Raw genomic sequence first — 17,566 nt, forward strand, 5'->3', positions numbered from 1 at the left:
CATCGGGTGAACCCCTGATTTGTCCCCCGAGAACCCGGTCGGGCCCCCGGAGAACCCTGACCCACCCTGAGTCCGTGACCCACAAACCGGGGTTGACCCCGATGCCACGGCATCGGTGTCATGGGACGATCGAGGAGTGAGTCGAATGGAGGTCGAACCGGTCCCGCGATTGGTGCGCCGCGACGGGGGTCGTGTCGTCGCCGGTGTCGCCGGCGGATTGGCCGACCATCTCGGGGTCGAGGTGTTCCGCGTGCGGATCGTCTTCGTGGTGCTGGCGGCTCTGGCCGGCGCCGGCGTCGCCGCCTACGGACTCCTCTGGTTCTTCTGTCCGGTGGGCAAGGACACCGCGCCGCCGGCACCCGGCGAACGCAGGCAGTCGCTGGGCCTGGCGATGATCGGTCTCGTGGCGATGGCCGTGGTGGGATTCGCGGCATCGGGCACCCCCGCGGAGTACCTGGTCCCGTTCGTCTTCATCGCCATCGGCGCGAGCCTCGTGTGGCGCGAGTTCGACACGTCGCACCGCGCGCCGCGCACCCCTCTGCTGACCTGGACACGCCTGATCGGCGGTGTGGCCCTGGTCGTCGGCGGACTGGTCGTGGTCGTGGTCGCCGGCGACCGCAGCTTCGGCGGACTCAACTCGACGATCCTCGCGGTCGGCGCGACGCTCATCGGGGTGGTGCTGCTGACGGTGCCGCTGTGGATGCGGATGCTCCGCACACTCAACGAGGAACGCGCGGCCCGGATCCGTAACGCCGAACGTGAGGAGATCGCATCACATCTGCACGATTCCGTCCTGCAGACCCTCGCGCTGATCCAGAAGAAGGCCGGCCGGCCCGAGGAGGTCGCCCGGCTCGCGCGGAGTCAGGAGCGCGAACTGCGGTCCTGGCTCTTCGGCGACCCCGCCACCGAACGCGGTTCCCTCGCGGCGGCGCTGCGCAGCGTCGGTGCCGAGGTCGAGGACGCCTACGGTATCGAGGTGGAGGTCATCACCGTCGGCGATCTGCGTCCGCGCAACACCCGGGATGCCAAGCGCTGGTCGGCCCTGGTCGGTGCCACGCGTGAGGCGCTGGTCAACGCGGCCAAGCATTCCGGCGAGCGCACCGTGGACGTCTATGGGGAGGTCACCGACGACGAGGTGGAGGTGTTCGTCCGTGATCGCGGCGTGGGGTTCGACCCCGCCGTCGTCGACGACGACCGACAGGGGATCACCCGCTCGATCCGCGCCCGCGTGGAGCGGATGGGCGGTCGCGTCCGCATCACCTCGACGCCCGGCCGTGGTACCAACGTCGGTCTCGTGATGCCGCGCGGTGACGGCGGTTCCCTCGACGACGTGCACGACGAGCCGCCCGCCGACACGGTCAACGGCGATGACGTCGACGACCAGGGTGCTGTCCACGACGGCGCCACCCATCCGGTTGTGGAGCAACCGGAAGACCGCAGGAAGGTGCGATGACCCCGAGCATGTCCGGTTCCGGCCCCACATCCGAGAGGGATTCCGACGCGATGTCCTCGACGTACAGCGTCTATCTGGTCGACGATCACGCGGTCTTCCGTTCCGGGGTGCGGGCCGAATTGGCCGACGAGCCGGGACTGCGCGTCGTCGGGGAGGCGGGCGGCGTGCCGGAGGCGATCGACGGAATCGTGGCTGCCGCACCGGATGTGGTCCTGCTCGACGTCCACATGCCCGCCGGTGGTGGGGTGGCGGTACTGCGCGGGGTCATCGACCGCCTGGGAACGGCCATGCAGGACAAGGGAACACCGGTGTTCCTGGCCTTGAGCGTGTCCGACGCGGCCGAGGACGTCATCGCGACGATCCGGGCGGGGGCACGCGGGTACGTGACGAAGACGATCGCCGGACCCGAACTGGCCGACGCCGTCCGCCGGGTCGCCGACGGCGACGCGGTGTTCAGCCCGCGACTCGCGGGTTTCGTCCTGGACTCCTTCACCGGCAAGTCGACGGCGCCCGAACCACCCCTCGACCCCGAACTGGACTCCCTGACCCGGCGTGAACTGGAGGTTCTGCGACTGCTCGCGCGCGGTTACACCTATCGGGAGATCGCCGAGGAGTTGTTCATCTCGATCAAGACGGTCGAGACCCACGCCTCGAACGTGCTGCGCAAGACCCAGCAGTCCAACCGCAACGCGCTGACCCGGTGGGCGGCGACGCGTCACATCGGCTGACCTACCTCCGCCGGGGTCCGGTCACCGCAACAGGGCGATGGCGAGCACGACCATCACCGCGAGGACGGCGAAGAAGGCGAAGACCGACACCGCGAGCGCGGTGCTCGACGAGGCCGACGACCGGGGTGGCGGTCCGTACACGGACGGGTGACTGGTCTGCGAATACTGGTGTGGACCAGACGATCCCGGATCGGACGAATGGTTCGGTGCGGACTGGGGCCGGGGAGTGGACATCAGCGTGGGGGACAGGCCTTCGCGGGTGTGCGAGAGGTCGCGGGACCCGCGGTCGGCCGGCGTCGTCTGCGCGTACGGCGGCAGCGTCGGCCCGGCGACCGGGCGGTGGGTCCCGGTGGTCGACGCCCGTCCGGTCCGTTGTGACCACACCGGAGTCCCCGTGCCGGGGCGGGTGATGCGTCCGGTGAGGACCTGGTCCCGGGTACCGCGCGAGCCTGCGGCGAACGCGGTGAGCAGATCCCGCGCCTGGACCATGGAGGGACGCTTGGTCGGACTCGGTTCGAGCAGGCGCAGCAGGACCGGCTCGAGTTCGGCGGCACGCTTCATCGGGTTGATGCGGGCGCGAGCGACCTTGTGCAGCAATGCGATCGAGTTGTCGTCGATCCCGAACGGTGGTTGTCCCTCGACCATCGTGTAGACGGTCGCACCGAGGGAGTACACGTCCGACGCCTCCTGCGGGTCTGCGCCGCGCGCGACCTCGGGGGCGAAATACGCCGGGGTGCCGGTGATCACGCCGGTCTGGGTGAGCGTCACGTCGTCCTTGGCCCGCGAGATGCCGAAGTCGGTGATCTTGACCAGGCCGGCGTTGCGGCCGCCCTCGGCGATGAGGATGTTCCCGGGTTTGATGTCGCGGTGCACGATGCCGGCCGCGTGGGCCTCGACCATCGCGTCGGCCACCTGGGCGCCGATCTGTGCCGCCTCGATGGGGGTGAGAGTCTTTGTGGCATGCAGGATCTGGGCGACGCTGCGGGAGGGGAGGTACTCCATCACCAGCCAGGGTTCGCCGCGATCGAGTGCGACGTCGTGCATGGCGATCGCATTGCGGTGCGAGAGCTTCGCCGCGATCCGGCCCTCACGCATCGCCCGGCGGCGCACGTTCTCGGCGGAGTCCTCGGTGAGGCCCTCGGTGGAGACGACCTGTTTGACCGCCACGTCGCGGTCGAGGAGTTGATCGCGAGCCAGCCAGACGGTTCCCATGCCACCGCCGCCGATCCGCGACTTGAGGCGGTAGCGGCCGGCCACCAGGTACTGGGGACCTGGTGCATGATGGGTTCCGGCGCTGGTCGACATACGGCGATGATAGCGGCGCGGGTGGCGGGGCGGGCACCGCACTTGACAGTGCTCTCGTACATATGTTCGACTCGCTGCATGCGATGGTCCGATCAGGCCGTGGAGGTCGACGACGGGGCACTCCCCGGGTTGAGTCGCTCGGGTCTGGTCAGGTCGGTGCGCACGCCCGACTTCGAGGGCGTCACGTTCCACGAGGTGCTGGCGAAAAGCGCACTGAACCGCGTCCCGGAGGCCTCGCAGCTCCCGTTCCAGTTCACCGTCAACACTTTTCGCGGGTGCACCCACGCCTGTCGCTACTGCTTCGCCCGGCCCACGCACGAGTACCTCGATCTCGACGCGGGCACCGATTTCGACACCCAGGTGGTGGTCAAGCTGAATGTGGCGGCGGTGCTCCGCAAGGAGCTGCGCCGCCGGTCCTGGACCCGCGAGACGGTCGCCCTCGGGACCAACACCGATCCCTATCAGCGGGCCGAGGGGCGTTATCGGCTGATGCCGGGAGTGATCTCCGCGCTCGCCGAGTCGCGGACGCCGTTCTCCATCCTCACCAAGGGCACGCTGATCCGGCGGGATCTGTCGTTGTTGCGCCAGGCGGCCGGCGAGGTGTCGGTGAGCGTGGGGATCTCGCTGGCGATCCTCGACCCGGACCTGCAGAAGAAGATCGAGCCCGGGACGCCGTCGCCGCAGGCGAGGCTCACGGTGATCCGTGAGCTCGCCGACGCCGGCATCGTGCCGCACGTGATGGTCGCCCCGGTGATCCCGTATCTGACGGATTCGACTGCGCACCTCGATGCCCTGCTCGAGGCGCTTGCCGATGCCGGAGCGGCCGGGGTGACGGCTTTTCCGATGCATCTGCGGTCGTCGACCAAGCCCTGGTTCCTCGAATGGCTCGCCGAGGAGCATCCGGCGCTGATCCGGCGGTATCGGGGGCTGTACGGGCGTGGCGCCTATGTCACTCCCGAATATTCGTCCTGGCTGCGTGATCGCATGAAACCCCTTGTCCACCGTCACGGCCTCGCCGGTTCCGGCGGACTCCGGCAGCCGGGACGCGACACGCCGCCGACGGTGGCCGCGCCCGAGTTGCAGCACGCCCTCACGCTGTTCTGACCCCACGGATTCGCCGGTCGCGGGCCGGATCGTCGGCTTCGGCCGCGATCCTGGCCGTGCCCGGCGTTTCTGCGTGATCGGACATGTATCTGCTGCGTCCCAACGCTTTTCACACCCGGTTGACGCTTGTCGGTGGTTGGTTCTACTCTCAGATCATCGAAACAATGTTCGAATGATCGGCGGACGAGGTCACACTCGAGATCACTCGCACGACTGTTTCGAGATCACGATGGCGCGCACCTTCCCGGCTCGCTCGAGTACCACATGTCGACTGGAGGGTGTCATGCATTTGTCGCGTCATGCTGCTGTGTCAGGTCGTGCGGCGGGGTCACATCGTGCTGCTGCGTCGGGTCGTGCTGCCGCGTCGGGCGCTGCGGACACCACCGGCCGGGCCGACGAACTGGCCGGCCTCCGACGGCGGATGGCAGCCATGTCCGGGCGGCCCGATCAACGCACGGTCGAGGTCCGTGACCGGTCCGTGGCGGTGCTCCCGGTGCCCGACGCCCTGTCGGAGGCGTTGCCGCACAGCGGAATTCCCCGAGGTACCGTGGCCCGCCTCGACGGCGCCCACTCGGTGCTGGTCGCCATGATCGCGTCGGTGACGCGTGCCGGAGGTCAGGTGGGGATCGTCGGGTTGCCCCGGTTGAGTCTGCTGTCGGCGGCCGAGATGGGTGCGGACCTGTCCCGCATCGCCACCATTCCCGAACCGGGTCCCGACCCGGTCGAGGTGGCGGCGGTGTTGCTCGACGGCATGGATCTGGTCGTCCTCGATCTGGGGAGCGGTGGTGAGCAGATGCATGCCCGGGGTGAATCGGTGGCCCCGTCGCGCGCTCGGGTGGTGATGGGCCGCGTGCGCAAACAGTCGTCGGTGTTGCTGGTGACCGGTGGGATGTGGCCCGGCGCCCAGCTGACCGTCGAGGCGCGCGTCCTCACCTATCGACACAGTCCGATCCTGGCGGCGGCCACGGACCTCGACGCCGCGCGCAGCGGATACGGCCGCATCGGCGGGATGCGGCTGCAGGTCACGGCATCGAGCCGGGGTCGACAGTCCGAGAGCGTCGAGGTCGAGTTGCTGGCGGGTGGACACGGCGCCGACCGCACGGTCGAGATGGTCGCGGCCCGGAGCGCACGACCCGCTCTGGCGGTGGCGAACTGATGTCCGATGCGGATACGAGGTCCCGGCGGATCCTCGCGCTCTGGTGTCCGGACTGGCCGGCGATGGCGGCCGCCGCGGAGGCCGACCTGCCGCCTCTGCATCCGGTGGCGGTGCTGTCGGCCAACCGGGTGGTCGCCTGTTCGGCGTCGGCCCGGGCTGCCGGCGTCCGACGCGGGATGCGCAAACGCCAGGCCCAGGCGATGTGCACGGAGATGACCGTCGTCGCTGCCGACGAGCACCGGGACGGGCGGCTGTTCGAACCGGTGGTGGCCGCGGTGGCCGAGGTGATCCCCGCCCTCGAGGTGTTGCGACCGGGTCTTCTGGTGATCTCCGGTGACCGCGCCGAGCGCTACTTCGGCGGCATGGAAGCGCTGGCGGAGGAACTCGTTGACGTGGTGTCCGCCTGCGGCATCGAATCGCAGGTGGGTATGGCCGATGAGATCTTCACCGCGGTCCTCGCCGCCCGACACGGGCATCAGGTGGTGCCCGGGGGTGATCGCGACTACCTCGCCGGCCGGCCCGTCGCCGATCTCGCCGTGGAGCCCAGCATGAGTGATCCCTCCCGCGCCGACCTCGTGGATCTGTTGCGGCGCCTGGGTATCGGCACGATCGGGGCATTTGCGGAGATGTCCGTGACCGACGTGGCCACCCGGTTCGCCAGGGATGCGGTGATCGCGCATCGTCTCGCCAACGCGTTGCCGGGCCGAGTGCCGTCGACCAGGGGGGTGCCTGCTGAACTGAACGTCGATCACGCCTGTGACCCGCCCGTCGATCGCATCGATGTCGCGGCGTTCATCGGCCGCAGTCTCGCCGACGCCCTGCACCGGCGCCTTCGCGACGCGGCGGTGGCCTGTACGCGGTTGACCATCATCGCGACCACCGAACGCGGACAACAGCATTCCCGCACATGGCGATGCGCGCAACCGCTCACTCCGGAGACGACCGCCGATCGTATCCGGTGGCAGCTGGAGGGGTGGCTGACCGGCCCGGCACGACAGGGGAGGAGAGCGGGACGCGCCACGGCCGCCCGGGACTCCCGTCCCGACTCGCCGATCGTGCGGCTACGACTCGAGCCGGTCGAGGTCGTCGAGGCCGGTGCCCTGCACTATCAGCTCACCGACGAACTCTCCCGGGGCGGACTCGCAGGCGAACCCGATGGAGAAGAACGCGCACGCCGTTCGCTGGTGCGGATACAGGGGCTGCTCGGCGGCGATGCCGTCCGCATCCCGGTGCTGAGCGGGGGACGCGGACCGGCCGAGCGCATCACGATGGTGTCGCTCGGCGATGAGCTCTCTCCACGTCGCGATCCGTCGGCGCCATGGCCCGGCCGTCTGCCCCAGCCCAGCCCGACGCTGCTGGTGGAGACCGCGATCCACGTGCTCGACGCCCTGGGCCAGCCGGTGAAGGTGACCGACCGCGGGGCCTTCACCGCCGAACCGGTGACCGTCGCGCTGGCCTCGTCCCGGAGCAGACGGTCGAGTTGGGGACTGTGCTGGTGGGCCGGTCCCTGGCCGGTCGGCAGCATCCAGCGGCCCGCGACGGGTACTGCTGAGCGGCCGGAGCAGGGCACCGCCGAGCCCGGGCTGATCGCCCGGGCGCAGGTGCTGCTCGACGATTCGCGGGCGTTGCTGCTGTGTTATCGCGCCGGGGAGTGGATCGTCGAGGGGGTCTACGAGTGAGAGACGGCGACGAGGTCCCTGCAGGGGCCGACGACCAGTGACAGATCGACCTCAGCCGCGCCAACGCTCACCCCGAATCTGTATGACGTTGTGCCCGGTTTCCGGACACAACGTCATACAGATTCCGCTGCCGGCTGAACGGTCAGTACCGACAGTCAGTATCGACAGGGCCTCGAGGAAGGCGACGTACATACCGAGGGTGCGACGCGATCACCGGGGCGGGCCATGCGTCCGGTGTCGCAGGCCGAGCAACCGGTTCAGGTGTTGCGTCCCCGCGCGATCACCGGCCATCGGCTGTCCGAGCCGTCGATGGCGACCAGTTCGTCGACGAGATTGACCGCGGTGCACACGTGGTTCGGCACCACCCGGATCACATCGCCCAGCCGGGGAACCGACGTCGAGTCGGCCGGGAACTCCACCACGGCATGATGTTCGGACAGCTGGACCACGCGGGCGTCGGGGTGATCGAGGAGCCGCCCGTGGCCGGTGGCCCAGGCGGCTCGGTCGGCACCGAGGATCTTGCTGCCGGCGTCGACGACGATCCGCCCCGCGTCGCTGCGCACGACGGTCGCGACCGCGGTGAGTGCGACGGCGTCGAAACCGCATGCACCGATCTCGACCTGCTGCGCGTCGTTGAGCGGGTACACGCCCGGCCGGATCTCGGTGAGCACACCCGAGTGCGACGGGTCGTCGACGAATTCGATGGTGGGCGTGGACCCGCCGCTGCGTACCCGCGGATCGATCCCGTGCGCTCGCAGACTCTCCGCCGCCGTACGAAGCGCAGCCACCTCCTGTTCGGCGGCCCGCCGGCGCGTGTCCCCGACGCCGTAGCCGTGGCCGGGGAAGGTGAACACGCCGACGACGTCGAGCCCGGCTGCCACCCCCGCTGCCGCGACTTCACCGGCGGCCTCGGGCACGGTCCCGGTGCGGTGCTGCCCGGAGTCGACCTCGACCAGAGCCTCGATCCCCTTGTCGCCGAGCAGAGCCCCGAGATGCCGTGCACCCTCGACGGAGTCGACACCCACCCGCAGCGAGACCCGGCCGGCGAGGGCGCGCAACCGGGCGGCCTTCGCCGGGGTCGGCCAGATGGGGTAGGCGATGAAGATGTCTGTGCACGAAGTGATCTCCGCGGCGTCGGCGAAAGCCTCGGCTTCGCCGATCGTCGCCACCGCCAGTCCCACTGCGCCGAGATCGAGCTGCATGCGGGCGATCTCGGCGCATTTGTGGGTCTTGGCGTGGGGACGCAACTCGACGCCGGTCGATCGTGCACGGTCGGCGAGCGCCGCGAGGTTGCGCGCCATGCGGTCGACGTCGACCTCGAGGTACGGGGTGTCGATCACGCGTCCCGCCCGTCGGCGCCACGGTCCGAAAGCCCCAGCGCTGCCGCTGATTCGCCGCACATGAGGTATTCCTGGTGCAGAATGCGGGTGGTCAGTCGGGGAGTGACCCGGTGTCCGAGCTCGGCGACGAGGCCCACGAGCGAGTCGACGCGTTTGGGTCGGTCGACGATGGCGTGCAGCACGCGTGCCGCGGCGCGGTCGACATTCCAGGTCCCGGGTTGGTTGTCATAGGCCTCGGTGGGCGCGATCATCCGCGTCTTCACCAGGGGCAGACGGACATTGGAGAAGGTGACGTGGTCGGAGAGCGTTTCGGTGCCGGTCACGTCGCTGAAGGCTTCCAGGGCGGCCTTCGACGCGGCGTACGCCCCGAATCGCGGTCCGCGCGACTGCACCGCAACCGACGTCACGTTCACCACGTGGCCCGCCTGCCGGGCGACCATATGCGGCAGCAATCCGAGGACGAGGTTCACCGCGCCGAAGTAGTTCACCGCCATCACCCGGTGGTAGTCGTGCGACCGGTCCACCGAATTGAGGGTGGCGCGCCGGATCGACCGGCCCGCGTTGTTGACCAGTACATCCACGTGACCGTGTGCGGCCAGGACGGTCTTGATCAGTGCGTTGACCGATTCCTCGTCGGTGATGTCGCACTGGTAGGAGGTCACCTGGCCGGGCGGGACACCCTTCTTGCTCGTCGTCGAGTTCAATTCTTCAGTTGCCGAATCGAGTTCATCGACATTGCGCGCAACGATGATGACGTTGGCCCCGCGGGCGACACACATCCGTGCAGTGGCCTTGCCGATCCCGCTCGACCCTCCGGTGATGAGGATGTTCTTGCCGACGAGGGGCCCGCGCGGATCGGTGCGACGGTTGCGTGACCTGTCGAGGTGTCGTGCCCAATAGGTCCACAGGCGCGGAGCGTATTCGGCGAAGTCGGGAACGGTGATGCCCAGATCGCCCAGGACTGCGACGGTGGTGTCGGCGCGGAAGTCGACAGGTAGCGTCACGGCGTCGAGCAGCGCCCCGGGGATGCCCTGCTGGGCGGCGACGAGGTTGCGCCCGACGCGCGCCATCCCCATCCCGGACAACGCGACAAGGGGTTCCACCGCGGTGCGCGGGATGGCGTCGAACCCCCTCGGGGCGTTGAATGCCGGTGCCAGTGCGTTGTACAGCTCGGTGGTGGTGAGCGACTTCGGGTCGCTGAGGTGGAACACCAGTCCGCTACGCGTGGGGTTGACACCGATGAGCGCGACCATCGCGTCGGCTACGTAGTCGACGGGCACGATGTTGAGCGTCCCCAGATCAGGCATCGGCAGTCGCACCATCGAGGGCACTTTGCCGAGCATCGCGAGGTGGCCGAAGAAGTAGTAGGGGCCGTCGATCTTGTCCATCTCGCCGGTGCGTGAGTCGCCGACCACGACCGACGGCCGATAGACGCGCCAGCGGAGTCCCTCACGTTCGCGCACGACACGTTCGGCCTCGAACTTGGTGCGATGGTAGGGGGTCGGAAAGCCCTGCCCGACTTCGAAATCCATCTCGGTGAAGCGGCCGCGGTGGTCGCCGGCGACGGCGATCGAGGACACGTGGTGGAACAGCGCGTCGTGCGCGATCGCGAAGTCGGCGGCGCGCGAGGTGCCGACGACGTTGGCGACGCGCTGCGACTCCGCGTCGGCGGCCATGTCGTAGATCGCGGCGAGGTGGATGACGTGATCGATTGCCGGTACCGCGGCCGGGTCGACGCCGAGTCCTGGGGCGGTGAGGTCTCCGGTGACCGGTGTCACCCTGTCGCCGGCGCCGAGCTCGTCGACCATTGCGACGAATGCGGCGCGCGACGACTCGCGGACCAGTGCGTGGATCGTCGAGTCCGGGGCGACGGCCAGGAGTCGCTCGAGAACGCGGCGTCCGATGAATCCGCTGCCTCCGGTGATGAAGTAGCTCGTCATGGAAGGAATCCCATCATGTGGGCGGGTCCGACGGCCCGCTGGATGTCCGCGACCCGCAGGCCGCGAAGTGTCTGGTACTCAGAGTGACACTTAACTGCGGGGAAGGCAACGGCTCCGGAGATTCAGCGTTGCGAGCCCAACCCCGTCGACCGTGCGTCCGATTTCGTCGACCGTGCGTCCGATTTCGTCGACTGTGCACTCCGAGAACCCGACCAGGCCGAGCGCCGAAGTAGGCGGGCGCCGTTGAGGGCCACCAGGACCGTGGACCCCTCGTGACCGGCGACGGCGAGGGGCAGGGGCAGGGTTCCGATCAGATCCCAGGTCACCAGGGTGACGATCACGGTGGCGGCGATGCAGAGGTTGGCGATCACGTACCGGCGCGCAAGGCGGGACAGCCCGATGAGCGCGGGCACGGCGGTGAGGTCGTCGCGGACGATGATCGCGTCCGCGGTCTGCACGGCCAGGTCCGACCCGTGCCGGCCCATCGCGATCCCGGTGTCCGCCGCGACGAGGGCCGGCGCGTCGTTGATGCCGTCGCCGACGACCAGCACGTGACCCCGCGTGTCGCGGACCGCGCGCACCTTGTCCTCGGGCATCAGCTCGGCGTGGACCGCGTCGATGCCCGTCTGCGCGGCGACCTCGGCCGCGACCGAACGCCGGTCGCCCGTCAGCAAGACGACCGGTCCGGTGGTCACGTCCCGGATTCGACGTACCGCATCGACGGCCTCGTCCCGGACCCGGTCGACGAGTTCGATCCGGCCGACCTCGCGATCGTTCACGGTGACGCCGACCACGGTGCCGGTCGCGTCGGTCACGGCACGCTCGACGGTGACCCGCAGGTCCCCGACGACGCCGGTGACCCCGCGTCCGGGAAGTGCCCGGAATCCCTCGACGATGCCCACCTCGAGACCGCGGGCTGCGGCGGCCGCGACGATCGCGCGACCGAGCGGGTGCTCGCTGGGGTGTTCGACGGTCGCGGCCAGCGACAGGACCTCATCCGGTGTCCGACCGTCGATGGCGCTCACGTCGACGACCTGGGGGCGCCCCTCGGTCAGGGTGCCGGTCTTGTCGAAGGCGACGACGGTGGTGCGGCCGACTCGTTCCATCACAGCGGCCGACTTCACCAGGACGCCGTGGCGCCCGGCATTGGCGATCGAAGCCAGCAACGGCGGCATCGTCGACAGGACGACCGCGCACGGGGACGCGACGATCATGAACACGATGGCGCGCAGCAGCGCGTCGTCGAAGGTGTTGTCGAACAACGCCATCGGGACGACCAGGACGAGCAGCGTGGCAACGACGACGGTGAACGAGTACGCCTGCTCGACCTTCTCGATGAACAGCTGGGTCGGCGCCTTGGTCTCTGATGCCTCGGCGACGAGCGCGGCGATCCGGGCGATCACCGAATCCGAGGCGGGGCGCGTGACCTCGACGACCAGCGCGCCGGTGCCGTTCACGGTGCCGGACAGCACGTCGTCGCCGACCGCCCGCGGTACCGGGATCGACTCACCGGTCACCGCCTGCTGATCGACCTCGCTGCGCCCCTCGACGACCATTCCGTCGGCGCCGATCCGTTCCCCGGGGCGCACCAGGATGTGTTCGCCGACGCCGAGGTCCCGGCAGTCGACCACGCGGGTCGTGCCGTCGGGGGTGCGCAGGGTGGCCTGTTCGGGTGCCAGGTCGAGGAGGGCGGTCACCGAGTCGGCGGTGCGCTGGGTGACGACGACCTCGAGCGCACCCGATGTGGCGAAGATGACGATGAGCAACGCTCCGTCGAAGACCTGTCCGATCGAGGCGGCGGCCACGGCGGCGACGATCATCAGCAGGTCGACGTCGAGACGCCGATCGGCCAGTTCTCGCAGGCCTGCTCGCGCCGGGCCCCAGCCGCCGGTGACATAGCACGCGAGATAGGCGGCCCACCAGCACCATTGAGGTGCATCGGCGAGCTGTAGCGCCCATCCCATGAGAAACAGGACGAGGGCGACCGCCGCCCAGCGCACCTCCGGGAGTCGCGAGCCGGTTCGGAAGATCGATGCGGAGACGATGGTCCGGGGCGTCGATCCGGTCGTCGCCGCCGATGTCGTGGTGCGATCGGTGGTCTGGTCCTGCGCCGTGTGCACGGTCTGCTCCCGCCTGTGAGGGTCGTGCTGTGACGGTACCAGTTCATATGAAGAGATTTTCATATGAGGTGCACGCGGTAGCATTTCGCGGCATGGGACATGGCATCGAGGGAGGGCGGCCCGCTGCGCGGCTCGACCCGGAGTCTGCCGTGCATGTCGCCACCACACTCCAGGCCCTCGCCACCCCGAGCCGGCTGCTGATCCTCACCGAACTGCGCTCGGGTCCGCGGTCGGTGACCGATCTGGCCGACGCGATCGGGATGGAACAGTCCGCGGTGTCCCACCAGCTCCGGCTGCTGCGGAATCTCGGGTTGGTCACCGGAACGCGGGCGGGGCGATCGATCAGCTACAGCCTCTACGACACGCATGTCGCCCAACTCCTCGACGAGGCCGTCTACCACAGCGAGCATCTGCGTCTCGGCCTCGCGGACCGTCCCCGATCGGCCGGCTGATCCGCCGGCACCAATCCGGGGCCACGATGCTGCCGCGGCGCGCCGGGAGCGGGTTCTCGCCTCCACTGTCGCCGCGCCCGTGAGAATTGTGAAAAGTCCTGTGGCAGTTGACGAACCGAAAGGCATCGCATGGCCGATGATCGAGTGGCCGCGCCGGGAGAACCTCTTCTCCTGATCGAGCAATCCGGAAGGGTGCGGACGTTGGTTCTCAACCGTCCGGACGTCCGGAATGCGCTCAGCTCCGGCCTGATCGACGCGCTCCGTTCCGAGGTGGCCAACGCGGGCCGCGATGATGACGTCGACGTGGTCATCCTCACCGGCGCGGGCTCGGCATTCTGCGCCGGATTGGATCTGGCCGAGTTGGGCTCGTCGACCGAGAGTGCTCGACTGCTCGACCACGCGGACGTACCCGTCGGGCATCCGTGGCGCCCCATCTCGAAGCCGATCATCGGCGCTGTCAACGGCGTCGCCGCGACCGGCGGCCTGGAGATCGCCCTCGCGTGCGATGTACTGATCGCGTCCGAACGAGCCCGCTTCGTCGACACCCATTCACGGGTGGGGGTGTTGCCGGGCTGGGGTCTGACGTCCCGGTTGCCGGAGGCGGTCGGTCGAGGTTTCGCGCGCCGCATGAGCTTGTCCGGAGAGTTCGTCGATGCCCAGACCGCACTACGGGTCGGTTTGGTGACCGAGGTGGTGGCACACGATCAGCTGATGGACTCGGCGATGGACCTCGCGATGTCCATCGCCGGAAGCGACCAACTCGCGGTACGCACCATGCTCGAATCGTATCGGCGCGCCGAGCAGCATCTCGTCGATCCGGCGCTCGACGCGGAGAACTCCACCTCGGTGGAATGGATGGCGGGTTTCGACCCCGCTCGGGTGGCCGGTCGCCGGTCCGACATCGTCGAGCGCGGCCGGGCCAACAGCTGACAGCGGGATCGAGTGCGGGGAGTATCCCCGCTGTCGCATCGAACTCATGTTCGATAAACTGCGTGGGTGGGCTGGGATCAGGGACCACCGACGTGGTCGGAGATGGAGCGGGTGCTCTCCGGTCGTGCGCCGGGGGATGCCGATCGACCCGGCACCGAGTTCGGTCCCGACCTCAGCGAGTGGGCACCCTTTCCGGGCGACGGCGGTGACAGCCCGGCATGGTCCCGCAAACGCGGCGCCTACCACGCCGATGACATCTCCCGCGGCTCGTCGTCGGTGCCCTACGCCGAACTCCACGCGCACAGTTCGTACAGCTTTCTCGACGGCGCGTCGATGCCGGAGGAGCTGGTCGAGGAAGCCCAGCGTCTCGGGCTTCGGGCACTGGCGGTCACCGACCACGACGGCTTCTACGGGATCGTGCGATTTGCCGAGGCGGCAAGGGAATTCGGGATGCCGACGGTCTTCGGCGCGGAACTGTCGCTGGAGCCCGACGTCGCACGAACCGGCCAGAACGACCCTCCGGGGGAGCATCTGCTGGTGCTCGCCCGGGACGGGGAGGGTTACCGCCGGCTGTCGCGGACCATCGCCGACGCCCACATGGTCGCGGGGGAGAAGGGCCTTCTGCGCTACGACCGGGAAGTCCTCGCGGGTGCCGGTGGCGGTCATTGGCTGATCATGACCGGCTGCCGCAAGGGTGCTGTCCGGCGTGCTCTGGACCGCGGCGGTGTCCCGGCCGCCGAGCTCGCCCTGCGTGAGCTGATCGAGACGTACGGACATGACAACGTGGTGGTCGAGCTCACCGCGCAGGGCATGGCCGACGATGACGAACGCAACGCGCAGCTCGCCGGACTCGCCGTCCGGGCGGGAGTCCCGACCGTGGCCACCACCGGCGCTCATTTCGCCGCCCCTCGGCGTCGCCGGCTGGCCATGGCGATGGCCGCCGTCCGGGCGCGCACCGACATCGACACCATCGCCGGCTGGATGCCCGGGGTGGCCGGCGCGCACCTGCGCAGCGGGGACGAGATGGCCCGGTTGCTGCCCGCGCATCCCGACGCCATCGACAACTCGGTCGGTATCGCCGCGGACTGTGCATTCCACCTGGGTCTGATCGCGCCGCAACTGCCGCCCTTCGATGTACCCGAGGGCCACACCGAGGCGAGCTGGTTGCGCGAACTCACCATGACCCGGGCCCGGCGGCGCTACGGCACCGCCGCCGAGCACCCGCAGGCATATCGGCAGATCGAACACGAGCTCGCCATCATCGAAACCCTCACCTTCCCCGGCTATTTCCTCGTCGTCGCCGACATCGTCGACTTCTGCAAGGCCAACGACATCCTGTGCCAGGGTCGGGGGAGTGCGGCCAACTCGGCGGTCTGCTACGCCCTGGGGATCACCAACGTCGATCCCGTCGCCAACAAGCTGCTCTTCGAACGCTTTCTCGCACCCGAGCGGGACGGTCCGCCCGACATCGACGTCGACATCGAATCCGATCGCCGGGAAGAGGCCATCCAGTACGTCTACCGACGATACGGTCGCAACCGCAGCGCGCAGGTCGCCAACGTCATCACCTATCGCGGCAAGTCGGCGATCCGGGACATGGCGAGGGCGCTCGGGTACGCGCCGGGACAGCAGGACGCCTGGGCCAAGATGCCCGACACCGCGCCCGCCGACGTCGCCGAGCTGGCCGGTGAGATCCTCGGTATGCCAAGACATCTGGGTATCCACTCCGGCGGCATGGTGATCTGCGATCGGCCGATCGCCGATGTCTGCCCGACCGAATGGGCGCGGATGGAGAACCGCAGTGTGCTGCAGTGGGACAAGGACGACTGCGCGGCCATCGGGCTGGTCAAGTTCGACATGCTCGGCCTCGGCATGCTCTCGGCGCTGCACTATGCGATCGACCTGGTCGCCGAACACAAGGGGCTCGACGTCGACCTCGCCACCCTCGACCTCGGCGAACCCGCCGTATACGAGATGCTCTGTCGCGCGGACTCGGTCGGCGTGTTCCAGGTGGAATCCCGTGCACAGATGGCGACCCTCCCACGTCTGAAGCCGCGCTGTTTCTACGACCTCGTCGTGGAGGTCGCCCTCATCCGGCCCGGCCCCATCCAGGGCGGCTCGGTGCACCCGTTCATCAAGCGGCGCAACGGAGACGAGGCGGTCACCGTCGAGCACCCGTCGATGAACAAGGCCCTCGAGCGCACGCTGGGGGTGCCGCTGTTCCAGGAGCAGCTGATGCAACTGGCGGTCGACGTGGCAGGCTTCGATGCTTCCGAGGCCGACCAGCTGCGCCGGGCGATGGGGTCCAAACGGTCACCGGAGAAGATGGAGCGGCTCCGGCAGCGCTTCTACGAGGGTATGGAAACCCTGCACGGCATCACCGGGGACACCGCCGACCGGATCTTCGAGAAGATGGCCGCATTCGCCAATTTCGGTTTCCCGGAGAGTCATTCGCAGAGCTTCGCGTCGTTGGTGTTCTATTCGTCGTGGTTCAAGCTGCATCACCCGGCGGCGTTCTGTGCCGCGCTGATCCGGGCGCAACCGATGGGCTTCTACTCGCCGCAGACGCTCGTCGCCGACGCCCGGCGACACGGCGTGGCCGTGCATCGTCCCGACATCAACGCCTCCCTGGCGCACGCCACACTGGAGAACGAGGGTCTCGACGTGCGGCTCGGCCTCGACGGTGTCCGCGGGGTCGGTGGGGATGCCGCGCAGCGCATCGTCGACCACCGGGCCGACGGCCCGTACCGGGACATCACCGATCTGTCCCGGCGTGCCCGCCTGACGGCCAAGGAACTGGAGGGACTCGCCGGGGCCGGGGCCTTCGACGGCTTCGGGCTCAGCAGGCGACAGGCGCTGTGGGAGGCGGGGGCAGCGGCGACGGTCCGCGACGACCAGTTGGCCCTGCGGTCGGCGACCGAGACCCCCACGCTTCCCGGGCTCTCCGACATCGAGCTGGCGGCCACCGACGCGTGGGCGACGGGGATCACCCCGACGTCGTATCCCACCCAGTTTCTCCGTCCCCGTCTCGACGCCATGGGCGTGCTGGCGGCCGACCGCCTGCTCGCGGTGCCCGACGGCTCACGCGTGCTGGTGGGTGGTGCGGTGACCCATCGTCAGCGTCCCGCCACCGCATCGGGGGTGACCTTCATCAACCTCGAGGACGAGACCGGCATGGTGAACGTGGTGTGCTCGGTCGGGTTGTGGGCACGGTACCGTGTACTGGCACAAACGGCGCCCGCACTACTCGTCCGCGGACGGGTGCAGAACGCCGAGGGGGCTGTGACCGTCGTCGCAGATCGTCTGCAGCGCATGGATCTTCGCGTGGGAAGCAGATCCAGGGACTGGCAGTGACCGCC

At 69.0% G+C, this 17,566-nt stretch carries 12 protein-coding genes; 8 read left to right on the plus strand and 4 right to left on the minus strand.

The window, feature by feature from the left end; all coding sequences use genetic code 11:
• The first annotated feature begins 145 nt into the window (after positions 1–145).
• The gene (locus tag ACSUZC_RS08160) at positions 146–1,453 is read left to right on the plus strand and encodes a PspC domain-containing protein (RefSeq protein WP_439032342.1); all 1,308 of its coding nucleotides are present in this window, start codon (positions 146–148) and stop codon (positions 1,451–1,453) included.
• An 8-nt stretch (positions 1,454–1,461) separates the two neighbouring features.
• Positions 1,462–2,181 carry a LuxR C-terminal-related transcriptional regulator gene (locus tag ACSUZC_RS08165; RefSeq protein WP_439033036.1) on the plus strand — a complete coding sequence of 240 codons (720 nt, stop codon included), beginning with the start codon at positions 1,462–1,464 and terminating at the stop codon, positions 2,179–2,181.
• Positions 2,182–2,202: 21 nt separating this feature from the next.
• On the opposite strand, the gene ACSUZC_RS08170 is transcribed toward ACSUZC_RS08165, so the two are convergent.
• Entirely contained in the window at positions 2,203–3,486 is a 1,284-nt protein-coding gene (locus ACSUZC_RS08170; RefSeq protein ID WP_439032343.1) for a serine/threonine-protein kinase, read from the minus strand.
• A gap of 78 nt (positions 3,487–3,564) precedes the next feature.
• Between ACSUZC_RS08170 and ACSUZC_RS08175 the strand changes: the two genes are divergently transcribed.
• The 3 genes from ACSUZC_RS08175 to ACSUZC_RS08185 all read left to right on the plus strand — a co-directional run bounded on the left by ACSUZC_RS08175 (position 3,565) and on the right by ACSUZC_RS08185 (position 7,425).
• Complete coding sequence (locus ACSUZC_RS08175) at positions 3,565–4,590, plus strand: Rv2578c family radical SAM protein (RefSeq protein WP_439032344.1); 1,026 nt, start codon at positions 3,565–3,567, stop codon at positions 4,588–4,590.
• Positions 4,591–5,011: 421 nt separating this feature from the next.
• On the plus strand, positions 5,012–5,746 hold the full coding sequence (locus ACSUZC_RS08180; RefSeq protein ID WP_439033037.1) for a hypothetical protein: 735 nt from the start codon (positions 5,012–5,014) through the stop codon (positions 5,744–5,746).
• Positions 5,746–7,425, plus strand: a complete 1,680-nt coding sequence (locus ACSUZC_RS08185) for a DNA polymerase Y family protein (RefSeq protein ID WP_439032345.1) — start codon at positions 5,746–5,748, stop codon at positions 7,423–7,425. The genes ACSUZC_RS08180 and ACSUZC_RS08185 overlap by 1 nt, the downstream gene beginning before the upstream one ends.
• Positions 7,426–7,682: 257 nt before the next feature.
• On the opposite strand, the gene ACSUZC_RS08190 is transcribed toward ACSUZC_RS08185, so the two are convergent.
• The 3 genes from ACSUZC_RS08190 to ACSUZC_RS08200 all read right to left on the minus strand — a co-directional run bounded on the left by ACSUZC_RS08190 (position 7,683) and on the right by ACSUZC_RS08200 (position 12,825).
• On the minus strand, positions 7,683–8,765 hold the full coding sequence (locus ACSUZC_RS08190) for an alanine racemase (RefSeq protein WP_439032346.1): 1,083 nt from the start codon (positions 8,763–8,765) through the stop codon (positions 7,683–7,685).
• Positions 8,762–10,705, minus strand: coding sequence for an SDR family oxidoreductase (locus tag ACSUZC_RS08195; RefSeq protein ID WP_439032347.1), 1,944 nt, complete (start codon positions 10,703–10,705; stop codon positions 8,762–8,764). The genes ACSUZC_RS08190 and ACSUZC_RS08195 overlap by 4 nt, the downstream gene beginning before the upstream one ends.
• A 122-nt stretch (positions 10,706–10,827) precedes the next feature.
• Positions 10,828–12,825: a heavy metal translocating P-type ATPase gene (locus ACSUZC_RS08200; protein WP_439032348.1), complete on the minus strand. Its 1,998-nt coding sequence runs from the start codon at positions 12,823–12,825 to the stop codon at positions 10,828–10,830.
• Between the two features lie 92 nt (positions 12,826–12,917).
• On the opposite strand from ACSUZC_RS08200, the gene ACSUZC_RS08205 reads away from it, so the two are divergent.
• The 3 genes from ACSUZC_RS08205 to ACSUZC_RS08215 all read left to right on the plus strand — a co-directional run bounded on the left by ACSUZC_RS08205 (position 12,918) and on the right by ACSUZC_RS08215 (position 17,561).
• Positions 12,918–13,277, plus strand: coding sequence for an ArsR/SmtB family transcription factor (locus ACSUZC_RS08205; RefSeq protein WP_439032349.1), 360 nt, complete (start codon positions 12,918–12,920; stop codon positions 13,275–13,277).
• Between the two features lie 129 nt (positions 13,278–13,406).
• Entirely contained in the window at positions 13,407–14,207 is an 801-nt protein-coding gene (locus ACSUZC_RS08210) for an enoyl-CoA hydratase (protein WP_439032350.1), read from the plus strand.
• Positions 14,208–14,273: 66 nt separating this feature from the next.
• The gene (locus tag ACSUZC_RS08215; RefSeq protein ID WP_439032351.1) at positions 14,274–17,561 is read left to right on the plus strand and encodes an error-prone DNA polymerase; all 3,288 of its coding nucleotides are present in this window, start codon (positions 14,274–14,276) and stop codon (positions 17,559–17,561) included.
• The last annotated feature ends 5 nt before the right edge of the window (positions 17,562–17,566 follow it).

It is taken from the genome of Gordonia terrae, assembly GCF_051789125.1.
GTDB classification, from domain to species: domain Bacteria; phylum Actinomycetota; class Actinomycetes; order Mycobacteriales; family Mycobacteriaceae; genus Gordonia; species Gordonia terrae_A.